12 protein-coding genes and 5 pseudogenes are annotated in these 14871 nt (G+C 69.9%); 7 read left to right on the forward strand and 10 right to left on the reverse strand.

Features of this window, described 5'->3' with window-relative positions; translation table 11 throughout:
- Complete coding sequence (locus ABZ923_RS11795; protein WP_361469970.1) at nt 1-258, reverse strand: hypothetical protein; 258 nt, start codon at nt 256-258, stop codon at nt 1-3.
- Nucleotides 259-488: 230 nt separating this feature from the next.
- Nucleotides 489-906 (reverse strand): annotated as a pseudogene (locus ABZ923_RS11800) (transposase).
- Nucleotides 907-997: 91 nt separating this feature from the next.
- On the opposite strand from ABZ923_RS11800, the gene ABZ923_RS11805 reads away from it, so the two are divergent.
- Complete coding sequence (locus ABZ923_RS11805; protein ID WP_361469972.1) at nt 998-1567, forward strand: hypothetical protein; 570 nt, start codon at nt 998-1000, stop codon at nt 1565-1567.
- On the opposite strand, the gene ABZ923_RS11810 is transcribed toward ABZ923_RS11805, so the two are convergent.
- Together ABZ923_RS11810 and ABZ923_RS11815 are read right to left on the reverse strand one after the other, a co-directional pair.
- Nucleotides 1549-2133 (reverse strand): YrhB domain-containing protein, encoded by a 585-nt coding sequence (locus ABZ923_RS11810; RefSeq protein WP_361469973.1) that lies wholly within the window; start codon nt 2131-2133, stop codon nt 1549-1551. The genes ABZ923_RS11805 and ABZ923_RS11810 overlap by 19 nt on opposite strands.
- A 775-nt stretch (nt 2134-2908) precedes the next feature.
- On the reverse strand, nt 2909-3388 hold the full coding sequence (locus tag ABZ923_RS11815) for a diadenosine tetraphosphate hydrolase (protein ID WP_361469975.1): 480 nt from the start codon (nt 3386-3388) through the stop codon (nt 2909-2911).
- Between the two features lie 172 nt (nt 3389-3560).
- Between ABZ923_RS11815 and ABZ923_RS11820 the strand changes: the two genes are divergently transcribed.
- Nucleotides 3561-4301, forward strand: coding sequence for a class I SAM-dependent methyltransferase (locus ABZ923_RS11820; protein WP_361469976.1), 741 nt, complete (start codon nt 3561-3563; stop codon nt 4299-4301).
- Nucleotides 4302-4320: 19 nt separating this feature from the next.
- Here ABZ923_RS11820 and ABZ923_RS11825 read toward each other — a convergent pair.
- Nucleotides 4321-4554: pseudogene (locus tag ABZ923_RS11825) on the reverse strand (hypothetical protein); the annotation flags it as partial.
- 99 nt (nt 4555-4653) lie between these two features.
- On the opposite strand from ABZ923_RS11825, the gene ABZ923_RS11830 reads away from it, so the two are divergent.
- The gene (locus ABZ923_RS11830) at nt 4654-6594 is read left to right on the forward strand and encodes an AMP-binding protein (protein WP_361469978.1); all 1941 of its coding nucleotides are present in this window, start codon (nt 4654-4656) and stop codon (nt 6592-6594) included.
- Here ABZ923_RS11830 and ABZ923_RS11835 read toward each other — a convergent pair.
- Entirely contained in the window at nt 6521-8317 is a 1797-nt protein-coding gene (locus ABZ923_RS11835; protein ID WP_361469980.1) for a GNAT family N-acetyltransferase, read from the reverse strand. The two genes, ABZ923_RS11830 and ABZ923_RS11835, sit on opposite strands and share 74 nt — an antisense overlap.
- A 103-nt stretch (nt 8318-8420) precedes the next feature.
- Nucleotides 8421-8656 (reverse strand): annotated as a pseudogene (locus tag ABZ923_RS11840) (NAD-binding protein); the annotation flags it as partial.
- A 328-nt stretch (nt 8657-8984) separates the two neighbouring features.
- Between ABZ923_RS11840 and ABZ923_RS11845 the strand changes: the two are divergent.
- Nucleotides 8985-9203: pseudogene (locus tag ABZ923_RS11845) on the forward strand (hypothetical protein); the annotation flags it as partial.
- A pseudogene (locus ABZ923_RS11850) lies at nt 9184-9246 on the forward strand (NUDIX domain-containing protein); the annotation flags it as partial. The pseudogenes ABZ923_RS11845 and ABZ923_RS11850, both read left to right, overlap by 20 nt.
- Nucleotides 9247-9415: 169 nt before the next feature.
- Here ABZ923_RS11850 and ABZ923_RS11855 read toward each other — a convergent pair.
- The 3 genes from ABZ923_RS11855 to ABZ923_RS11865 form a co-directional block, all read right to left on the reverse strand.
- The gene (locus ABZ923_RS11855; protein ID WP_361469982.1) at nt 9416-10363 is read right to left on the reverse strand and encodes a phosphotransferase; all 948 of its coding nucleotides are present in this window, start codon (nt 10361-10363) and stop codon (nt 9416-9418) included.
- Between the two features lie 524 nt (nt 10364-10887).
- Nucleotides 10888-11052, reverse strand: coding sequence for a hypothetical protein (locus ABZ923_RS11860; protein WP_176986079.1), 165 nt, complete (start codon nt 11050-11052; stop codon nt 10888-10890).
- A 237-nt stretch (nt 11053-11289) separates the two neighbouring features.
- Nucleotides 11290-12741, reverse strand: coding sequence for a PucR family transcriptional regulator ligand-binding domain-containing protein (locus tag ABZ923_RS11865; RefSeq protein ID WP_361469984.1), 1452 nt, complete (start codon nt 12739-12741; stop codon nt 11290-11292).
- Nucleotides 12742-12842: 101 nt separating this feature from the next.
- Here ABZ923_RS11865 and ABZ923_RS11870 point away from each other — a divergent pair, with 101 nt between their 5' ends.
- Both ABZ923_RS11870 and ABZ923_RS11875 read left to right on the forward strand, forming a co-directional pair.
- Entirely contained in the window at nt 12843-14378 is a 1536-nt protein-coding gene (locus ABZ923_RS11870; protein WP_361469985.1) for a cytosine permease, read from the forward strand.
- A gap of 79 nt (nt 14379-14457) precedes the next feature.
- The gene (locus tag ABZ923_RS11875) at nt 14458-14859 is read left to right on the forward strand and encodes a nuclear transport factor 2 family protein (RefSeq protein ID WP_361469987.1); all 402 of its coding nucleotides are present in this window, start codon (nt 14458-14460) and stop codon (nt 14857-14859) included.
- Nucleotides 14860-14871 lie beyond the last annotated feature (12 nt).

The raw sequence follows: 14871 nt of genomic DNA on the forward strand, positions 1-14871 counted from the left end.
TCACAGGGTGCTATGGGAAGTTTGCGCCTGTGTTGCCCTTTCGCTTGAGGCGGGCGGCCTGGCCGCGGGTTCGCTGGGCGGCCATGGCCGCGGCTGGGTGAACAAACCCTGCTCGGTCTCGACCAGGATTCCGCGTTCGACCAGCCGCTTGAGCTTCAGGCGGACGTTGTTGATGTTGTTGGGCACGATCTCCACGTCCATCGCCTCGCACACCGCTCGCGCCCGCAGCGGGGCGTCGGCTGTGGCGAACACTGCCATGATCTGGTGATGAGCCGGATGGTCCGGCAGCTCGAGCAGCGTCTTGCGGGTGATCCGGATCTCCTCGGTGACCCTGCCGAGACCGTCCAGCAGCGCGGCCGGCTCGGCGATCTTCTCCCGGGCCGTCTCGGCCTGCGCGGCGACCTCCCGCTCCCGCTCCTCCAGACGCGCCCCCCAAGGTCAGCTCTCCGCCAGTCATGCGCCGCGCCGGGTGGGGGCGGAGGTTCCGGTCAGGTTCCGGTCAGCATCCTCGACATGCGGTCGCTTGTGGCCCAGTACATCCTCGACTCGGCCGGGGCCGATGCTCATAGTCACGTACCCAGCCCGCGGTGCAGCATCAAGATCCCGTTCGCCTGCTCCACCACCCATCTCTTGGGCCGTGGGACGAACCCGGTGTCGCGGGGATTGCGCTTCACGACTTCGACCTCGATGTCGTCGCGCCACGTGTAGAAGTAGTACTTCACGGCGCCGGCGGGAGGCAGGTCGTGGGGGGAGGTAGTCCCACTGTCATCCGGTGCGGGACTGGTACAGCAAGGCGTTGACGATCTCTCGCATGCCGTAGTTGCCCTGGCGGCCGCCGACGGAGCGGTGTCGGGCCTTCCAGACGCTGATTACGGGCTAGACCAGAGCCCAGCGCTCGTCGGACAAGTCGCTCTTGTAGGAAGTCGGTGTCTCTCGTTCGTGAGCACCGGCATCATGGTCGTCGGTAGGTTCATGCGCGAGAGGACGAGTGCGACGGGTGTCTGGAGACGGGCAGGCGGATCTGACGGAGCTGTGGCAACAGCGTTGGCCCAGTTGCCCGCCGGTTGGGTACAAACTCCGGGACCCGTATCGGGATGTTTGGGTACGTTTTCACAGCCTGCCGGAATCGAAGCGGTACGCGGAGGACGAGAGCGAGTACACCGTCGTCCTGGAGCGTTACAACACCGTCCTCGATGAGCTGTTTGCTGGTGCGGACGTGTATGTGATCACACCGCTCTGGACGACCGAAGCACAGGTTCCGCCATCGCAGGCCGTCACCGGGTATTGGCAGAGCCTGCTGGTGAAGGACGATCCTGACCCTGCGTTCCGCACGTACTGCCACCTCTTCGCCGCCCGCCGGCCCTGGCAGCGTGGCTGCATCGACGAGTTGCTCCGAGACGTCGCCGACGACAAGGTGGCGGGCGTCCTCATCACCGACACCCGGATGCAGCGCATCCACCACCCCTACGACGGTGGCGCCGACGTTTTCCTCGCCACGTCCGAGGAACGGGACCGGGTGCGCGATCGGCACGCCGACTGGCTTTCCCGTCACCCCTTGGGCCTCTGACCGGCTCGGATCGCCGCCCCGCTCAGGATCGTCTCCACTGCGAGTACCGGGTTGAGAGGCTCCACGAGCTCTTTGGTGGCGACGGCCACGAGACGCGCGGGCGCATCACCGTCCAACAATGCGCTCACATATTCGATGGCCTCCGCAGGCGAGAACATCGGCAGCCTCTGGCGCAGTGTCCGTACAGCGTGCACGCGTCCGCGCGCAGCGGCGACTTCGCACAGCGCATCGTGTAGATCGTCTACTGCGGTGCGCACCGGCAGCCCACGTATCCGGGCTCGATAGTCGGCCTCCCACTCCCCGGTTACCGCGGAGACGACGCCGACCCGGTGCAGTCCACCGTCGACACGGTCGACCAGGTAAGGCCCGTTACCGACCAGCATGAACTCCGGGTTCCGGGTGCGCACGAACTCCTCGGAGGTCCAGGAGACGATCCACACCAGCTCGTGTTCCTCGACGTCGACCACGGCCATCCGCATCGCGTCCACACCCGCGGCCCGCCACTGCTGATAGTCGCGCTCCAGCTGGTCCTCGACAGCCCGAACGGCGGCCTCTCGCTCGATCACGCATGCAGCTTCCCGCACCAGCCCCTCTCTCGACAGCGAGTTTGCACGGCCCAGGGGCACGTACGAGGCGTCTGACGGACCTTCTTGGCCAGGAATACGACAGCAACGGAACAAGTGCTCTGCGCCAGTACCGCTGCGTACCCATGGCTGCTGCGACCCCCGCGCCCGGGGCTACGAGCCCAGCCCCGACACCCATTTCGTTTTCACGGCCCCGGTCACCCACCGGCTGGCCGCCTGATCAACGACCCTCCCGAAGGAGAAGCCACCGATGCTCAGCAGCCTGTTCACCCGTCGCCCCGCCGAGCCGGACCCGGCCCTGTGAACGCCGCCGGGTACCACCGTCGTCCAGCGTTACCGCAACACCTTCGGACCGCTGGAGGGAGCGGTCGTCCCGCCCGTAGTCCGCGCGCCGTATCGAGCGGACGATCGGCGGGGTCGGCGATCGGAAATCGGTACCGCTCGACGACCGGCCGTGTCGATACTGCGGCAGCTCTTGACGACGATGTCGCCCTGCGTCGGCTCGGACTGCGAGGCACTGGTCGGACTCGACGCCGGCCGGCGCACCTGGTCGACGACCGCACAGCTCGCCGCATTGCGGCGCTGACTCGAAGATGCGCCGCGGCGCCGAAAGCCGTTCAAAGGTCGGTCCCGGCAGCGGGCTTGGCTGAGGCAAGGCACACTGCCGGACCGGGGCCGGCGCCGGGATGTCGTAGGCGAGCACATGCACGCCCCTCCCCCGAGTGCTGAAGGCAACCGCTCCATGATCTGCTCGATGTCAGTTCGCCGAGTGAAGACGGTCCAGCTCGTCTCCGATCGCCTTGCGCAGCGGGTCGTGCTGCGGTCCGAGTGCGTACTGCTTGTCGGTCCACCTGTCGCGGGGGTAGAGCCACACCGGCATGCGCATCAAGTCGGTCGGCTCCCATTCGAACCGGGGCCACACGTGCGCATGCAGGAACCCGTCCGTGTTGCCCAGGATCTCCAGGTTGACTCGCCGGAAGGCCGCATCCATGCGGCGGGATACTCGCTCGACCGCTTCTCCGAGTTGGTCCATGTCGGACAGGAAGGCCAGCCGCTTGTCTCTGGACAGGTCCGTCAGACTTTCCACACCGGGATCGTCCACCAGGAGCACCGAGTAGCCCGGGAGGAACTGCACGTCGCCGATCGCTGCGAATCCCGCGTTCAAGCGCCGAAGAACTGCGGGGTTTTCGCCTCGCAGGGCACTCCCGATCCGATCCATCCGCCAGTCATCAACCATGGCCGGAACCTACCCGGTTGCGATCCCCTCCCCTTCATAGGACGTCGAAAGGCATCTCAGGCTCCGCCGAGGCCGTGGAAAGTCGACGACGAGCTGTGGGTGGTGCACCCTGTGCCGGGGAGAACGTAATTGCGTCGACAGCGTCCCTCGGCACCCGGCAAAGTGGTCGTCCGTGACGAGTAGTGAGCTGTGGACCCGTACGACCGCCGACCGCTACGACGCCGAAGAGACCGAGATGTCCTCGGCTGCCGTTCTCGGACCGACTCTCGCCTTCCTCGCCGAGCTCGCCGGAGACGGCCAGGCATTGGAGTTCGCCATCGGAACCGGACGAGTGGGAGTCCCGCTCCGGGAACGCGGCGTGCCGGTAGTGGGCATCGAACTGTCCGAGCACATGACAGCGGTACTGCGGCGCAAGATCGACGAGGACACCCTCCCGGTAGTCATCGGGGACATGGCTACCACCCTCGTTCCCGGTGAGTTCACCCTGGTCTATCTCGTCTACAACACCATCACGAACCTGCTCACTCAGGACGAGCAGGTCGAGTGCTTCCGCAACGCCGCACGGCATCTGGCGCCCGGCGGCCGATTCGTCATCGAGCTGGGTGTGCCGCCGCTGCGGTTCCTGCCGCCCGGCCAGGTCGCGGTGCCGTTCGACATCTCCGAGCAGCATCTCGGCTTCGACACCTTCGACCTGGTCGAGCAGATTCTCGTCTCGCACCACTTCACCCGCGACGGCGACGACGGCCGCTACCGCCGCGACAACTCCCGGCACCGGTACGCCTGGCCGGCAGAGCTCGACCTGATGGCACGGATCGCTGGGCTCGAGCTGGAACGTCGCGTCGCGGACTGGGACGGGTCTCCGTTCACCCAGGACTCCTCGAAGCACATCTCCGTGTGGCGCAAGCCGACCTGAGGTCGGCTACCGCGGGCGGTCAACGCAGGCCGTGCCTGTCTTGCAACTCCTGCCTGGAGTTCAGGCGTCGCCAGCAGATCAGCGCGCTTCCGAGGGCGAGGAAGGCTTCGTGGATGTCGTCGCGTGTCTCCCAACGGATCCGCGGGCGGCGGAACCAGTGCAGGTGCGCGAACGCGCGCTCCGCGAACCAGCGTTGAATTCCCAGCCCGGAGCCATGCTCGGTGCCCCGGCGGGCGATCAACGACGTCACCCCGAGTGCCCACACATCGATGTCCTAGGCAATCGCCCACCAAACGGCCGAAGCGTGGGCATACTTCTGCCAGCACGCGGAGCGACAGGGGGTTTGATGTCGGTGGAACATGTGCCAGTCGGCGGTCAGCGCGTGGACGAGCTGGTGACCAGGTGGGTGAACACGACGCCGTCGGCCGAGGCGATCGTGTGCGGTGTCGAACGGATCACCTACGGGGAACTGGGCCGTCTGGTGGATACCGAGGCCGCCCGCATGCAATCCATGGGCCTGGGGGACGGTGGACTGGCCGCTGTCGTGCTGGACAACCCCGTCGCCGCTCTGGCCGCCATGCTGGGCGTCCTCAGGCTGAGAGGCGCCTACCTGCCGCTCGACCCGGCCACGCCCAGGGAGGAACTGCACCGCGTCCTGGCAGACGCCGATCCCTACCTCGTGCTCACCCGCGAGCTGTACCGGCTGGCGGTCGGCGACCGGCCGCACCGGCGGGTGGTGTGCGTCGACGTCGAAGCGGGGCCGACGGACGAGGCCGGGACACAGCCGCACGCGCTCGACGCACAGGACGCGCCATCCGTCCGTGGCGCCACCGCATGCGTGCTGCTCACGGCCGGGACGACGGGGTCGCCCAAACTCGTCCCGGTCAGCCACCACGACCTCGCAGTGGCTCGAAGCGCCTGGCAGCAGGTCTACGGCTTCGACGCCCGCGACCGTCACGTGCACACGGCCCTGCCCGAGTCCGCGGAGTTCACGGCGAACTGGGTGCGTGCCCTCGGCTCCGGCGGCACCCTGGTCCTCCCCGACGGCGACGAACCCCATGACCCCGGCGCCCGGGGAACGGCTCTGCGGCGGCTCATCGCCGACGAGGAGGCGACCGTGCTGGCCTGCGGTGTGCCGACCGCGCGGCTGCTGACGATCCAGGGGCCGCCCCACAAGACGCGGCTGCGCCTGGTGACCGTCACGGGCGACGTCTGGTACGTCGACGAACAGCGTGCCCTGAAGGAGACGCTCGGCGGCGACGTGCGCGTGGTCAACGCCTACACCGTCACCGAGGCGCTCGGCGCCGGCACCTACTTCGAGCTGCCGGAGCAACGGCAGCCATCGGAGGACGGGAGCGAACCGGTCTCGCTGATCGGCGTGCCGCTGCCCGAGACCTACCTCGCCGTCCGGGGGCCCGTTCCCGGCGCGCGGGGCCCCATCGTCCTGAACGGCGTCCACACCGGCGACGACGGACGTGTCCGGGAGGACGGCCTGCTGGAGTTCCTGGGCCGACAGGGCACGTACGCCTCCGCCGAGCGCGCGCTGCACGGCCATCCGGACGTACGCGCGGGCCTGGTGGCCGAGGTGGAGACCAAGGACCCTCGAGACATCAAGGTCGTGGCCTACGTGGTCCCCGTCGAGGGCCGCGGACTGGACCCGGTGGACGTCCACCGGCACGTGTGCCGCACCCTGCCCGGTGACGCGCAGCCGCATGCGGTGGTGCCTGTCCCGTCGCTGCCCCGCACCCGGGCCGACAAGGTGGACCGCAGGAACCTGCCCCTGCCGGTCGACGCAGGCACGGCCCTCAGCAGCAAGGGAGGGATCGTGCGCGGCCCTGCGTCGCCGGCGCCTGCGACAGGGTGCATGTCGGTCGGCGTCCTGGTCCTCGCCGCGTTCTTCGCCCTGCTGTCATGGTTGTTCACCGACTTCCTGTGGCCGTACTCGACGGACGTCTCGGCGGTGCCCAGTCCCTACGCGGAGTACTTCCGCGTCCTTTACTTCTGCGAGAACGTCTCTTTCGGCGCGGGCATGGCCGTCCTGCTGGTGGGTCGGCCGGGCATGGCACGGGTGGGGCACACGGGCTGGTTCACCACGGCGGCGCACCTGTCCGCGGTCTGGCTTCTGGTGGCGTGGTGGCCGCAGGACAACTTCTACCGGCTCACCGCCAAGACGGACTGGCCGGCACAGGCCGCCCTCGTCTACACGTTCAACGTGTCGCTCATGATCGCCGCAGCCGTGCTCGCCGCGTTCGCCGCCGCGACGCCGAAGTGGCGCCGGAGGCTGGGCCGGTGAACCAGCCGCTCAGCGCGCCATTGCCGAACCGGACCAGCGCCTCGGCCTCGTCGAGCGCCTGACGCGAACGTGCTGCGAGGGCGACCCCCACGTACGGCACGGGTTCCAGACCCGCCGTGGGGATGGTGGTGAGCAGGACGGCACCCAGGGCTCTGCACCGGCGGGCCAGGCCGTCGCAGTGCTCGAGCAGCGCGGGAGCGGGCAGCCGCGCACCCAGGGGGAGACAGTCCAGGGTGCGCACCAGGTGACGGCCTCCCCGCACGCTGTCCAGGCGGGTCTGGAGAGTGAAGGCGGCGGCGGGGCCGGTGAGCCGCAGATTGATCTCGGTGGGCGCCAGCCGTCCGGCCGTGTCGGTGACGAAGTCCACGTCGAACCAGCCCTGGTAGCCCTCCGCCGACAGGGCCTCCCCCACGGCCGTACCGAACGCGGTCGCGATCGCGGTCAGTTCCGCGGGCAAGACACCCGGGCCCACGGTGACCCCCCGGTAGGCCGTTCCAGTGACCTCCATCAGTCCCGTGCCGACGACGTGAACGGTCCCGTCCTCGGCGATCACCCCGTCGAACGTCGGGTTCCGATACAGGTCAGCGCCTGGCACATACTCCTCCACAAGCAGGTCCTCGCCGAAGAGCCGCCGCGTCACAGCCCGCGTGCCGCCACCCGACAGCACGTCCTCGGGCGTAAGGACGAAGGTGGCCGAACCACCAACGCCGTACTCGCCCTTGACCACGCTCGTCAGCCCGGCCGACGCCCGGGCCACCAGCGCCCGCGCCAGCTCGCGCCGCGAGCGGACCGGCTGCTGAGCGGGCACCCGGATGCCGGGGTGAGCCGCGGCGAGTCTGAGGAAGAGGCGGTGGGAGGCGGCCTTCGACTCGTGGCCGAGCCGAAGGGGCGGCCCCGAGGTGAGCCGTTCGGACGCCTCGGTGCGTCCCCAGGGCAGCACCGGCAGACCGCAGTTCCGGATCCGCCGCGCCAGCGCCGGCCTGTCCAGAAGGGCCTGGGTCAGGGCGCCGCCAGGGGCGTCGACGCAGTGCACCTCCACCTCGTCCCACTCCAGCTGCCGGGCCAGGCCGCGCATCCAGGCGGCTTCGACGGGCAGCGGGAGGACCACCAGGGCGGGATGCGGGCCCGCGAAGGCCGAGAGGCAAGCGTAGTGCGGGACGCCGTCCATGGGCGCGACGCCGGGGAACTGGGCGTGGAACTCCGCGACATTGCCGAGGTGGACGGACCGCCGGCCCCCCGTCCACGCCCGCACCCACGAGGGATCCGCCCCGGCCGGCCACGCCTCCATCCTGACCAGCTGCCCCGAGGACGGCGAGGTGTCGGCGCGCCGCGCGCCCATCGCGATGTAGAAGGGCACGGCGTGCCAGTCGGCGGTGATGGTCACCCGGTCGCAGCCGATCCGCCTGGCCTCCGTGAGCACGTGCCGGTAGAGCAGCCGGCCCACTCCCCGGCCGATCGACGGCGGATCGACGAAGAGCATGCCGAGCTCCGCACGGGGCGGCTCCCCGTCCAACGTGGCCACCCCTAGGATCCGGCCGCCCGCCTCGGCCACCCTCACCCTGCGGTCGGCCATGTCTCCCGGCGCCAGCCGGAGATCGTCCGCACAGGCCGCCAGATACGCGTCGTCGTACCCCCAGTGAGCCTTGGACCGCAGCGCGAGCGCGCTCAGCGCAGCGGCCTCCTGTGGCAGTCCCGCCCGGATGCGAACCCCATTGGTGGTCATGAGGGGATTGTTCCAGCGTGACGACCACCCTCAGCGTGCCGCGTGACATCACGCTTTCCGTCCTGTCGTCGGTGACGATGCCGTTCACATCGAACACTCGTCAGCCGGCGTCGCAGGCGATCCCCCGCGGTCCGGCGGCCAGGCCCGAGCCGGCCGGCCATTCGGTGTTCCGCAGGGCACCGAGGGAGACGACCGCCACTTGAACGTCCATCGCCGTGCCGTCGGACAGGTGAGCGCACCCACCAAAAGCGCCGGGCCGTGCTCGGCGACCGTGACATCGAGACCCGACTCCCGGCAGGCGGAGGCGACTTCGCAACCCGTGAACCCGGCGCCGATCACCGGGTACCCGCGCGACGGGCCTACGGCGGGCTCGCGAAACTGCTCGAGGCACTCCGGGCACACGACACCCGCATCGTCGAACAACTGGCCCAACCCCAAGCCCGCAGCCGATGCTCGCTGCCGGTCCCTCGCGTTCGTTCTCACCCGCCGGACAGGCCGGCGACGCACCCGCCTTCCCGATGTCATGGCCCGACTGCGCGTTCCCCGACGGCGTGGTCGTCCGCGCACCAGGCCGGACGTGGTCCTGGCGGTCATCCCGGTCCCGGCGGACCAGCGAGGCCACCGGCTGCGACGGGGCAGCCGGGGCGGCAGGCCGCCCGCCTCCGCCCGCGAGGCGTACAAGCAGCGCAACACCGTCGAGCGGTGCATCAACCGCCTGAAACAGGGGCGCGGCATCGCCACCCGCTACGAGAAGACCGCCACCATCTACCTGGCCGGACTCCACATCCATCTACCTGGCCGGACTCCACATCGCAGGCATCTTCCTCTGGTCCGCCCGGTGATCCAAAGGAAAGTCCCTAGCCGGCGGAACCGTCGAACCGGGTGAGACCTTCGCGGAGGCCGCAGTCCGTGAGCTCCAGGAGGAAGCCGGCCTGCTGGCGGCTCTGGCCCTTGACGGCGCTACCCCAGCGCCTCCTCGGACGTCGTCGGCAGAGGGAACGGCCGCTCGACCCCCAGGCCCATGTGACCCTGGATCCGCTCGGGATCGTAGGGCACCACACACACCGTCACCGGACTTCCCGGCCGCCCGCGGGTACGTCACCGGTGCAGGGACTCGGTGACGGCCGGGTCCTCGAGCACGGTGACGCACCAGGCGAAGTGCTCGTCACCGCCGCCCGGCGCGAAGGCGTCGCTCGTGGCCATCGCATAGGCGGCCCGGTACAGCAGGAGGTCGTCGACCGCGTAGCCGAACTCGTCGGCGAACCGCGTGGTGAGCTGCCGGGTGATCTCCGGGGCGTGCTCGGTGCCCGCCGGGAAGACGGCCGCGGCCACGGCGGCGTCGAACCGGGGGTCCCCGCCCGTGGACAGGAAGCCGTAGTCCACGAGGGCGAGCGGCCGCAGGTCGTCGTCGACCAGCACGGTCTCCGGGGAGACGTCACCGTGGACGACCGCCTCGTCGGTACGGGGCAGCGAGCGCAGCTTCCGAAGCAGCCGGGCGCGCGTGTCGTCGAAGTCGCGGACATGCGTGGAGAGCCGGTCCGCGCACCGGCTGACCCGCCGGTCCACCAGGTCCGCCAAGGCGGATCCGAAAGTGGCGTGGTCTTCCCACAGCGGGCGTTCCTCGTCCAGCACAGGAAGGTGCTTGACCTCGTCGACATCATGGGCGTCCGCGAGGGCGCGCAGCACGCCGACCAGGCAGTCGACCGCTTCGGGCAGCACCTCGTCCGGGTCGTCGGTGCGGATCCTGCCCGCCAAGGGCTCGCCGGTCAGCTCCCGCTCCACGGTCATCGGGACACCGTCGATGTCCTCGACGGCCAGGATCTCCGGGGCGCCGAACGGCAGGTGCGCCGCGGCATCGGCGTAGAAACGCTGCATCCGCCGCAGTTCGGATCCACGTCGGCGCTCCCACACCTTGGCCACCGTTCCGTCCCCGAGTCGGTAGACGGCTCCCTTCACCGCCGTCTCGACGGGCCCGGCGTCGGGATATCCGGCGTCGACGAAATGCCGTACGCGCCGGGCAGTGGTGTCTCGTGTCGCCTCGGACATCTCGTGCCTCCTTCCGCCCCCGCCGTGAACGACCGGCCGGTCGGCGGGGCCGACGCCGGGACCATTTCCCACGGTAGGCCCCTCGCCCGCACGACACCCGGTGACGAAGGGCTGCCGGGCGCCGTGCGGTCCGCCACGCGTATACGGCGGCGGAACAGTGCCGGCGGATCCTGCGTAACCGGAGCCGACAGTGGCTGTTGCTCGGGGACCCGCCGACGGGCACCACGCACTGCGGCGTCCGTCGGCCACAGCCCCCTCCGCTAGTCCGGCCGTCCCCGCCCGGGACGCAGGCCGAACTCGACCTTGCAGGATCGTGGGCGGAGCGGCAGGCGGCCCTTGATCGTGTCCACCGCTGGGGTGTGCTCTCCGCCGAGGCACGCGCCGGACAGCAGAAATACGCGGACATCCACAACGCCGCCGCGCACCTGCACGGACTGCTGGACGGCAGGCGGGCCGGGAACCGGTGACAGCGCCGAAAAAACTGCGCCCTCACCCGGCCCCCGGCGACGGATCGTCCAGTGACGCTAGGCGTCGTCGCCCCGCTCGCCCTCCGCCTGGGACGGCTCGCTACGGGGGACGTCCGGGTGCTGTTCCGTTGCGGTGCGCTCGCCCGTCTCGTCCCGCTCGCCCTCGGCCTGCGAGGGTGTGCGCGAGTACCAGGCGTCGTAATCAGGGGCTCCGGATTTCATGACGGGCCTCCTTCGTCGCTCACGTCCATCCTCCCCTCTCAGGCCATGGTGGAACGTCTGCGGCCGCACCCGTGCGAGCGGTAGTCCAGCGTCGTCCGGAGAGGCGATCCGCGGCCGGACAGCGCCCCCACCACCGGCCGTCGCCAGGTCGTCGGCGCCGACGCTGTCTCCCCGCTGCTCCCGCGCCTTCCCTCATCGGTCTTCCAGCTCTGCCCTCCCGGCCTGCCGCGAACGTGCTCAATCGGTCAGGCCAAGCGCCCCCGCTGCCTGAATGGCCAGCCAGACCTCGGCCAGGGCCCCCGTCGATGTCAGATCACGGTCGGCGAGAGCACCGAAACGGCGTAGCCGGTAGGCGAGGGTGTTGGGGTGTATGTGGAGTGCCGCCGCGGCCGTCTCGGTGCGGCGGTCGCGCTCCATCCAGGTGCGGACGGAGACCAGCAGCTGCGAGTCATGGGTTTCGTCGTAGCGCAGGACCGCGCCAAGCACGTACTCGACCAGCGCGGTCAGGGCAGCGGGGTCGTCGGGCAGCCACCGGCCCGTCGAGTCGTCGCCGTATCGGACGACGGCGCAACCCAACTCCACGGCCTTGGCGACCGCCCAGAGCGCCTCGCGCTGGGCGACCTTCAGCGCGGCGCCCGGCTGGAAGGTGCGGCTGACCCCGGCTGCCCCGGCCGACAGCTCCCCGACGGCCTCCGCCAGCTCCGACGGCCCCAGGACGTAGCGGTCCTCACCCCGGGTGAGCAGCAGATGGGGTTGGTCCTGCAGACAGCACAGCAGCGCCTCGTCGGTGGTGTCGCGCACCACGAGGAGTACGGTGTCGCCCTCGATGGCGTGCCGGGCGAGCCGGCGGCGCGCCACCTCCGGGTCGAGCGCCTCCTGCAGTAGTTCGGCCAGTGTCTCCGCGCCCTCGCGGCGCAGCGTCTCGCGCTCGTTGCGTAGCATCGCCAGCCGCAGCGCCGCCACCGTGGCGATGTGCTGGACGACGGCGAGTCCCGCGGGCTGGGCGCCCTGACGCTCGTATGCGACCAGAAATCCCGCCGGGCCGCCGGGCGCGGGCACCGGGAGGACGAATCCGCCGGGGATCGTCGGCGGGGCGTCGGTGGAAGCGGGCAGGACAGCGGGATCCGGCACGGGAATACCGGGCAGGAGCGGGTGGCCCTGCGGTGTGCAGAGATAGACGTCGTAACCCGACAGGCCTTCGAGACGGCGCAGAAGTGTCGGCGTGTCGAGATCCTCGGCGACCAGCCAGCGCAGCGCGCCGAAGACCTGGAGCTGCGCGCCCAGCCGGTGCCGGGCGTCCTCCTGGGCCGCGGCCGCGACCTCCTGGGCGACCGCGATGAACGGGACGGCGAGCGGCACTTCGAGGACCGGGAAACCCCGCTCCTCCGCCGCCTGGAAGAACGCATCGTGCAGCGGGGGCATGTGCAGCTGCGCGGAGAGGGCCAGAGCGGATACCCCGGCGTCGTCCAGCCGCTCCACGTAGGCGCGCTGTCCGGCCGCGGTACGGGGGACCGCCAGACCCGCCGTCATGATCACCTCGGCCCCCAGGAGCCAGGGCGTCGGATCGGCAAGCTCGCTCGCGTGCGCCCAGGAGACGGACCGGTCCAGACCGGCGCTGCCGGCCTTCACCGAGAGCTGGAGCGCCGGGAAGGAGAGCAGATCGCCGACGGTGAGTTTGTTGCTTGCCACACAAAACAGCGTACGGCTCTGTGCGAAACACAATTGTCGCTGGTCATTCGCGGGCCGCACACTGTGCACCGTCCCCCGGCAGGACCGGAAGGTGGAGCCCCATGACGACCTCGATAACCGAGATAGAGACCTATGGTGTCGAGCGGATCCCGGACAAGGACCGTTCAGCCCGCCCGATCGATCTGTTCCGGCTCGCCTTCGGCGGTGCCAACACTTTCGCGACCTGTGTGCTGGGCGCCTTCCCGATCCTTTTCGGCCTCTCCTTCTGGCAGGGTCTCGCGGCGACCGTCCTCGGTCTCGTGGCAGGTGCGCTCCTACTGGCCCCGATGGCGCTGTTCGGCCCCGCCAACGGCACGAACAACGCTGTCTCCTCCTCCGCGCACCTGGGCGTGCACGGCCGGGTCGTCGGCTCGTTCCTCTCCCTGCTCACCGCCATCGCCTTCTTCTCGATCTCGGTGTGGTCCTCGGGGGACGCGCTCGTCGGCGGCGCGCACCGGCTCGTCCACCTCCCGGAGTCGGACGTGACCTACGGCATCGCGTACGCGATCTTCGCCGGGCTCGTCCTGGTCGTCTGCATCTACGGATTCCGGTTCATGCTGCTGGTCAACAAGATCGCGGTGCTGGCGGCGTCGGCCCTCTTCGTGCTCGGCGTCTTCGCCTTCGCCGGTGATTTCGACGCCGGTTACGCAGGGGCCTTCACCTCCACGGCCGACCCGCTGTTCTGGCCTTCGTTCATCGGCTCCGCGCTGATCGTGCTGTCCAACCCGGTCTCCTTCGGCGCGTTCCTCGGTGACTGGTCCCGCTACATCCCGGCCGAGGCTCCGCGCCGCCGGGTGATGGGGGCTGCGTTCCTCGCCCAGATCGCCACCCTGCTGCCGTTCTTCTTCGGCCTGGCCACCGCGTCGATCATCGCGACGAAGGCCGAGAAGTACGTCGATCCCGCCGCCCCCAACTACGTGGGCGGACTGCTCGCGATCTCACCGGGCTGGTACTTCCTGCCGCTCTGCCTGATCGCCCTGATCGGCGGCCTCTCCACCGGCACGACGTCGCTGTACGGCACGGGGCTCGACTTCTCCAGCGTCTTCACGCGTTTCAGCCGCGTCCAGGCCACCTTCTTCATCGGTGTGCTGTCCATCGCGTTCATCTTCGCCGGCCGCTTCGCGCTCAACCTCGCGCAGTCCATCTCGACGTTCGCCACGCTGATCATCACCTGCACCGCACCGTGGATGATCGTCATGACTCTCGGCTACGTCACCCGGCGCGGCTGGTACGACGCGGAGGCTCTGCAGGTCTTCAACCGCCGCCAGCGCGGCGGCCGCTACTGGTTCACGCACGGCTGGAACTGGCGCGGCATGTCCACCTGGCTCGTCTCCGCCGTCGTGGCGGTCCTCTTCACCAACCTCCCCGGCCAGTTCGTCGGCCCGCTCGGCGATCTCGCGGGCGGCACGGACATCTCGCTGCCGGTCGGCCTCGCCCTCGCGATCGTGCTCTACCTCGTCCTGCTCTCCGTGTTCCCCGAACCGCGCGCCGTGTACGGACCGGCCGGACCCCGATTCGTGCGGGCGTCGGATGCCCCGGTGCCGCCGATCACCGGCGACACCGGAGAGATCGTCACCGAGCCCGCCGTGGCCCACTGAGGCCTCACCGTCACCTACCGTAACCGAACGCCTTGCGTTCCGGCCACGGCCGCCGAACGCCCGTGACGAGGAGCCGTGCATGAGCACCACCACCGTCCAGGAGGTCCGGGCCGCTGCGGACGCGCTTGTCGCCGCCTTCGCCGAGGGCCGTCTCGACGACTACTTCGGCGCCTTCGCCCCCGACGCGACCTTCGTCTTCCACACCACCCCGCAGCGGCTCGGCTCCACGGCCGAGTACCGGGCGCTGTGGCAGCAGTGGGTGGAACAGGACGGCTTCCGGATCCTCGGCTGCACTTCGTCCGCGCAGCTGATCCAGCACTTCGGTGACACGGCCGTCTTCAGTCACGACGTCGAGACCCGGGTCGCCACCCACACCGGCCAGGAGACGGTCCACGAACGGGAAACCATCGTCTTCACCCGCGCCGACGGCGGCCGCTGGGTCGCCGTCCACGAGCACCTGTCCGCCCGTACCGCCACCTGACCAGGGGATACG

Origin of the sequence: Streptomyces sp. NPDC046881 (assembly GCF_040645015.1) — a bacterium.
GTDB lineage: Bacteria > Actinomycetota > Actinomycetes > Streptomycetales > Streptomycetaceae > Streptomyces.

Bases quoted from the DNA above. Each gene is read 5' to 3' on its own strand.
- ABZ923_RS11795 (WP_361469970.1), bottom strand. From the start codon at position 258: ATGGCAGTGTTCGCCACAGCCGACGCCCCGCTGCGGGCGCGAGCGGTG.
- ABZ923_RS11860 (WP_176986079.1), bottom strand. From the start codon at position 11,052: ATGAAATCCGGAGCCCCTGATTACGACGCCTGGTACTCGCGCACACCC.
- ABZ923_RS11855 (WP_361469982.1), bottom strand. From the start codon at position 10,363: ATGTCCGAGGCGACACGAGACACCACTGCCCGGCGCGTACGGCATTTC.
- ABZ923_RS11835 (WP_361469980.1), bottom strand. From the start codon at position 8,317: ATGACCACCAATGGGGTTCGCATCCGGGCGGGACTGCCACAGGAGGCC.
- ABZ923_RS11875 (WP_361469987.1), top strand. From the start codon at position 14,458: ATGAGCACCACCACCGTCCAGGAGGTCCGGGCCGCTGCGGACGCGCTT.
- ABZ923_RS11815 (WP_361469975.1), bottom strand. From the start codon at position 3,388: ATGGTTGATGACTGGCGGATGGATCGGATCGGGAGTGCCCTGCGAGGC.
- ABZ923_RS11870 (WP_361469985.1), top strand. From the start codon at position 12,843: ATGACGACCTCGATAACCGAGATAGAGACCTATGGTGTCGAGCGGATC.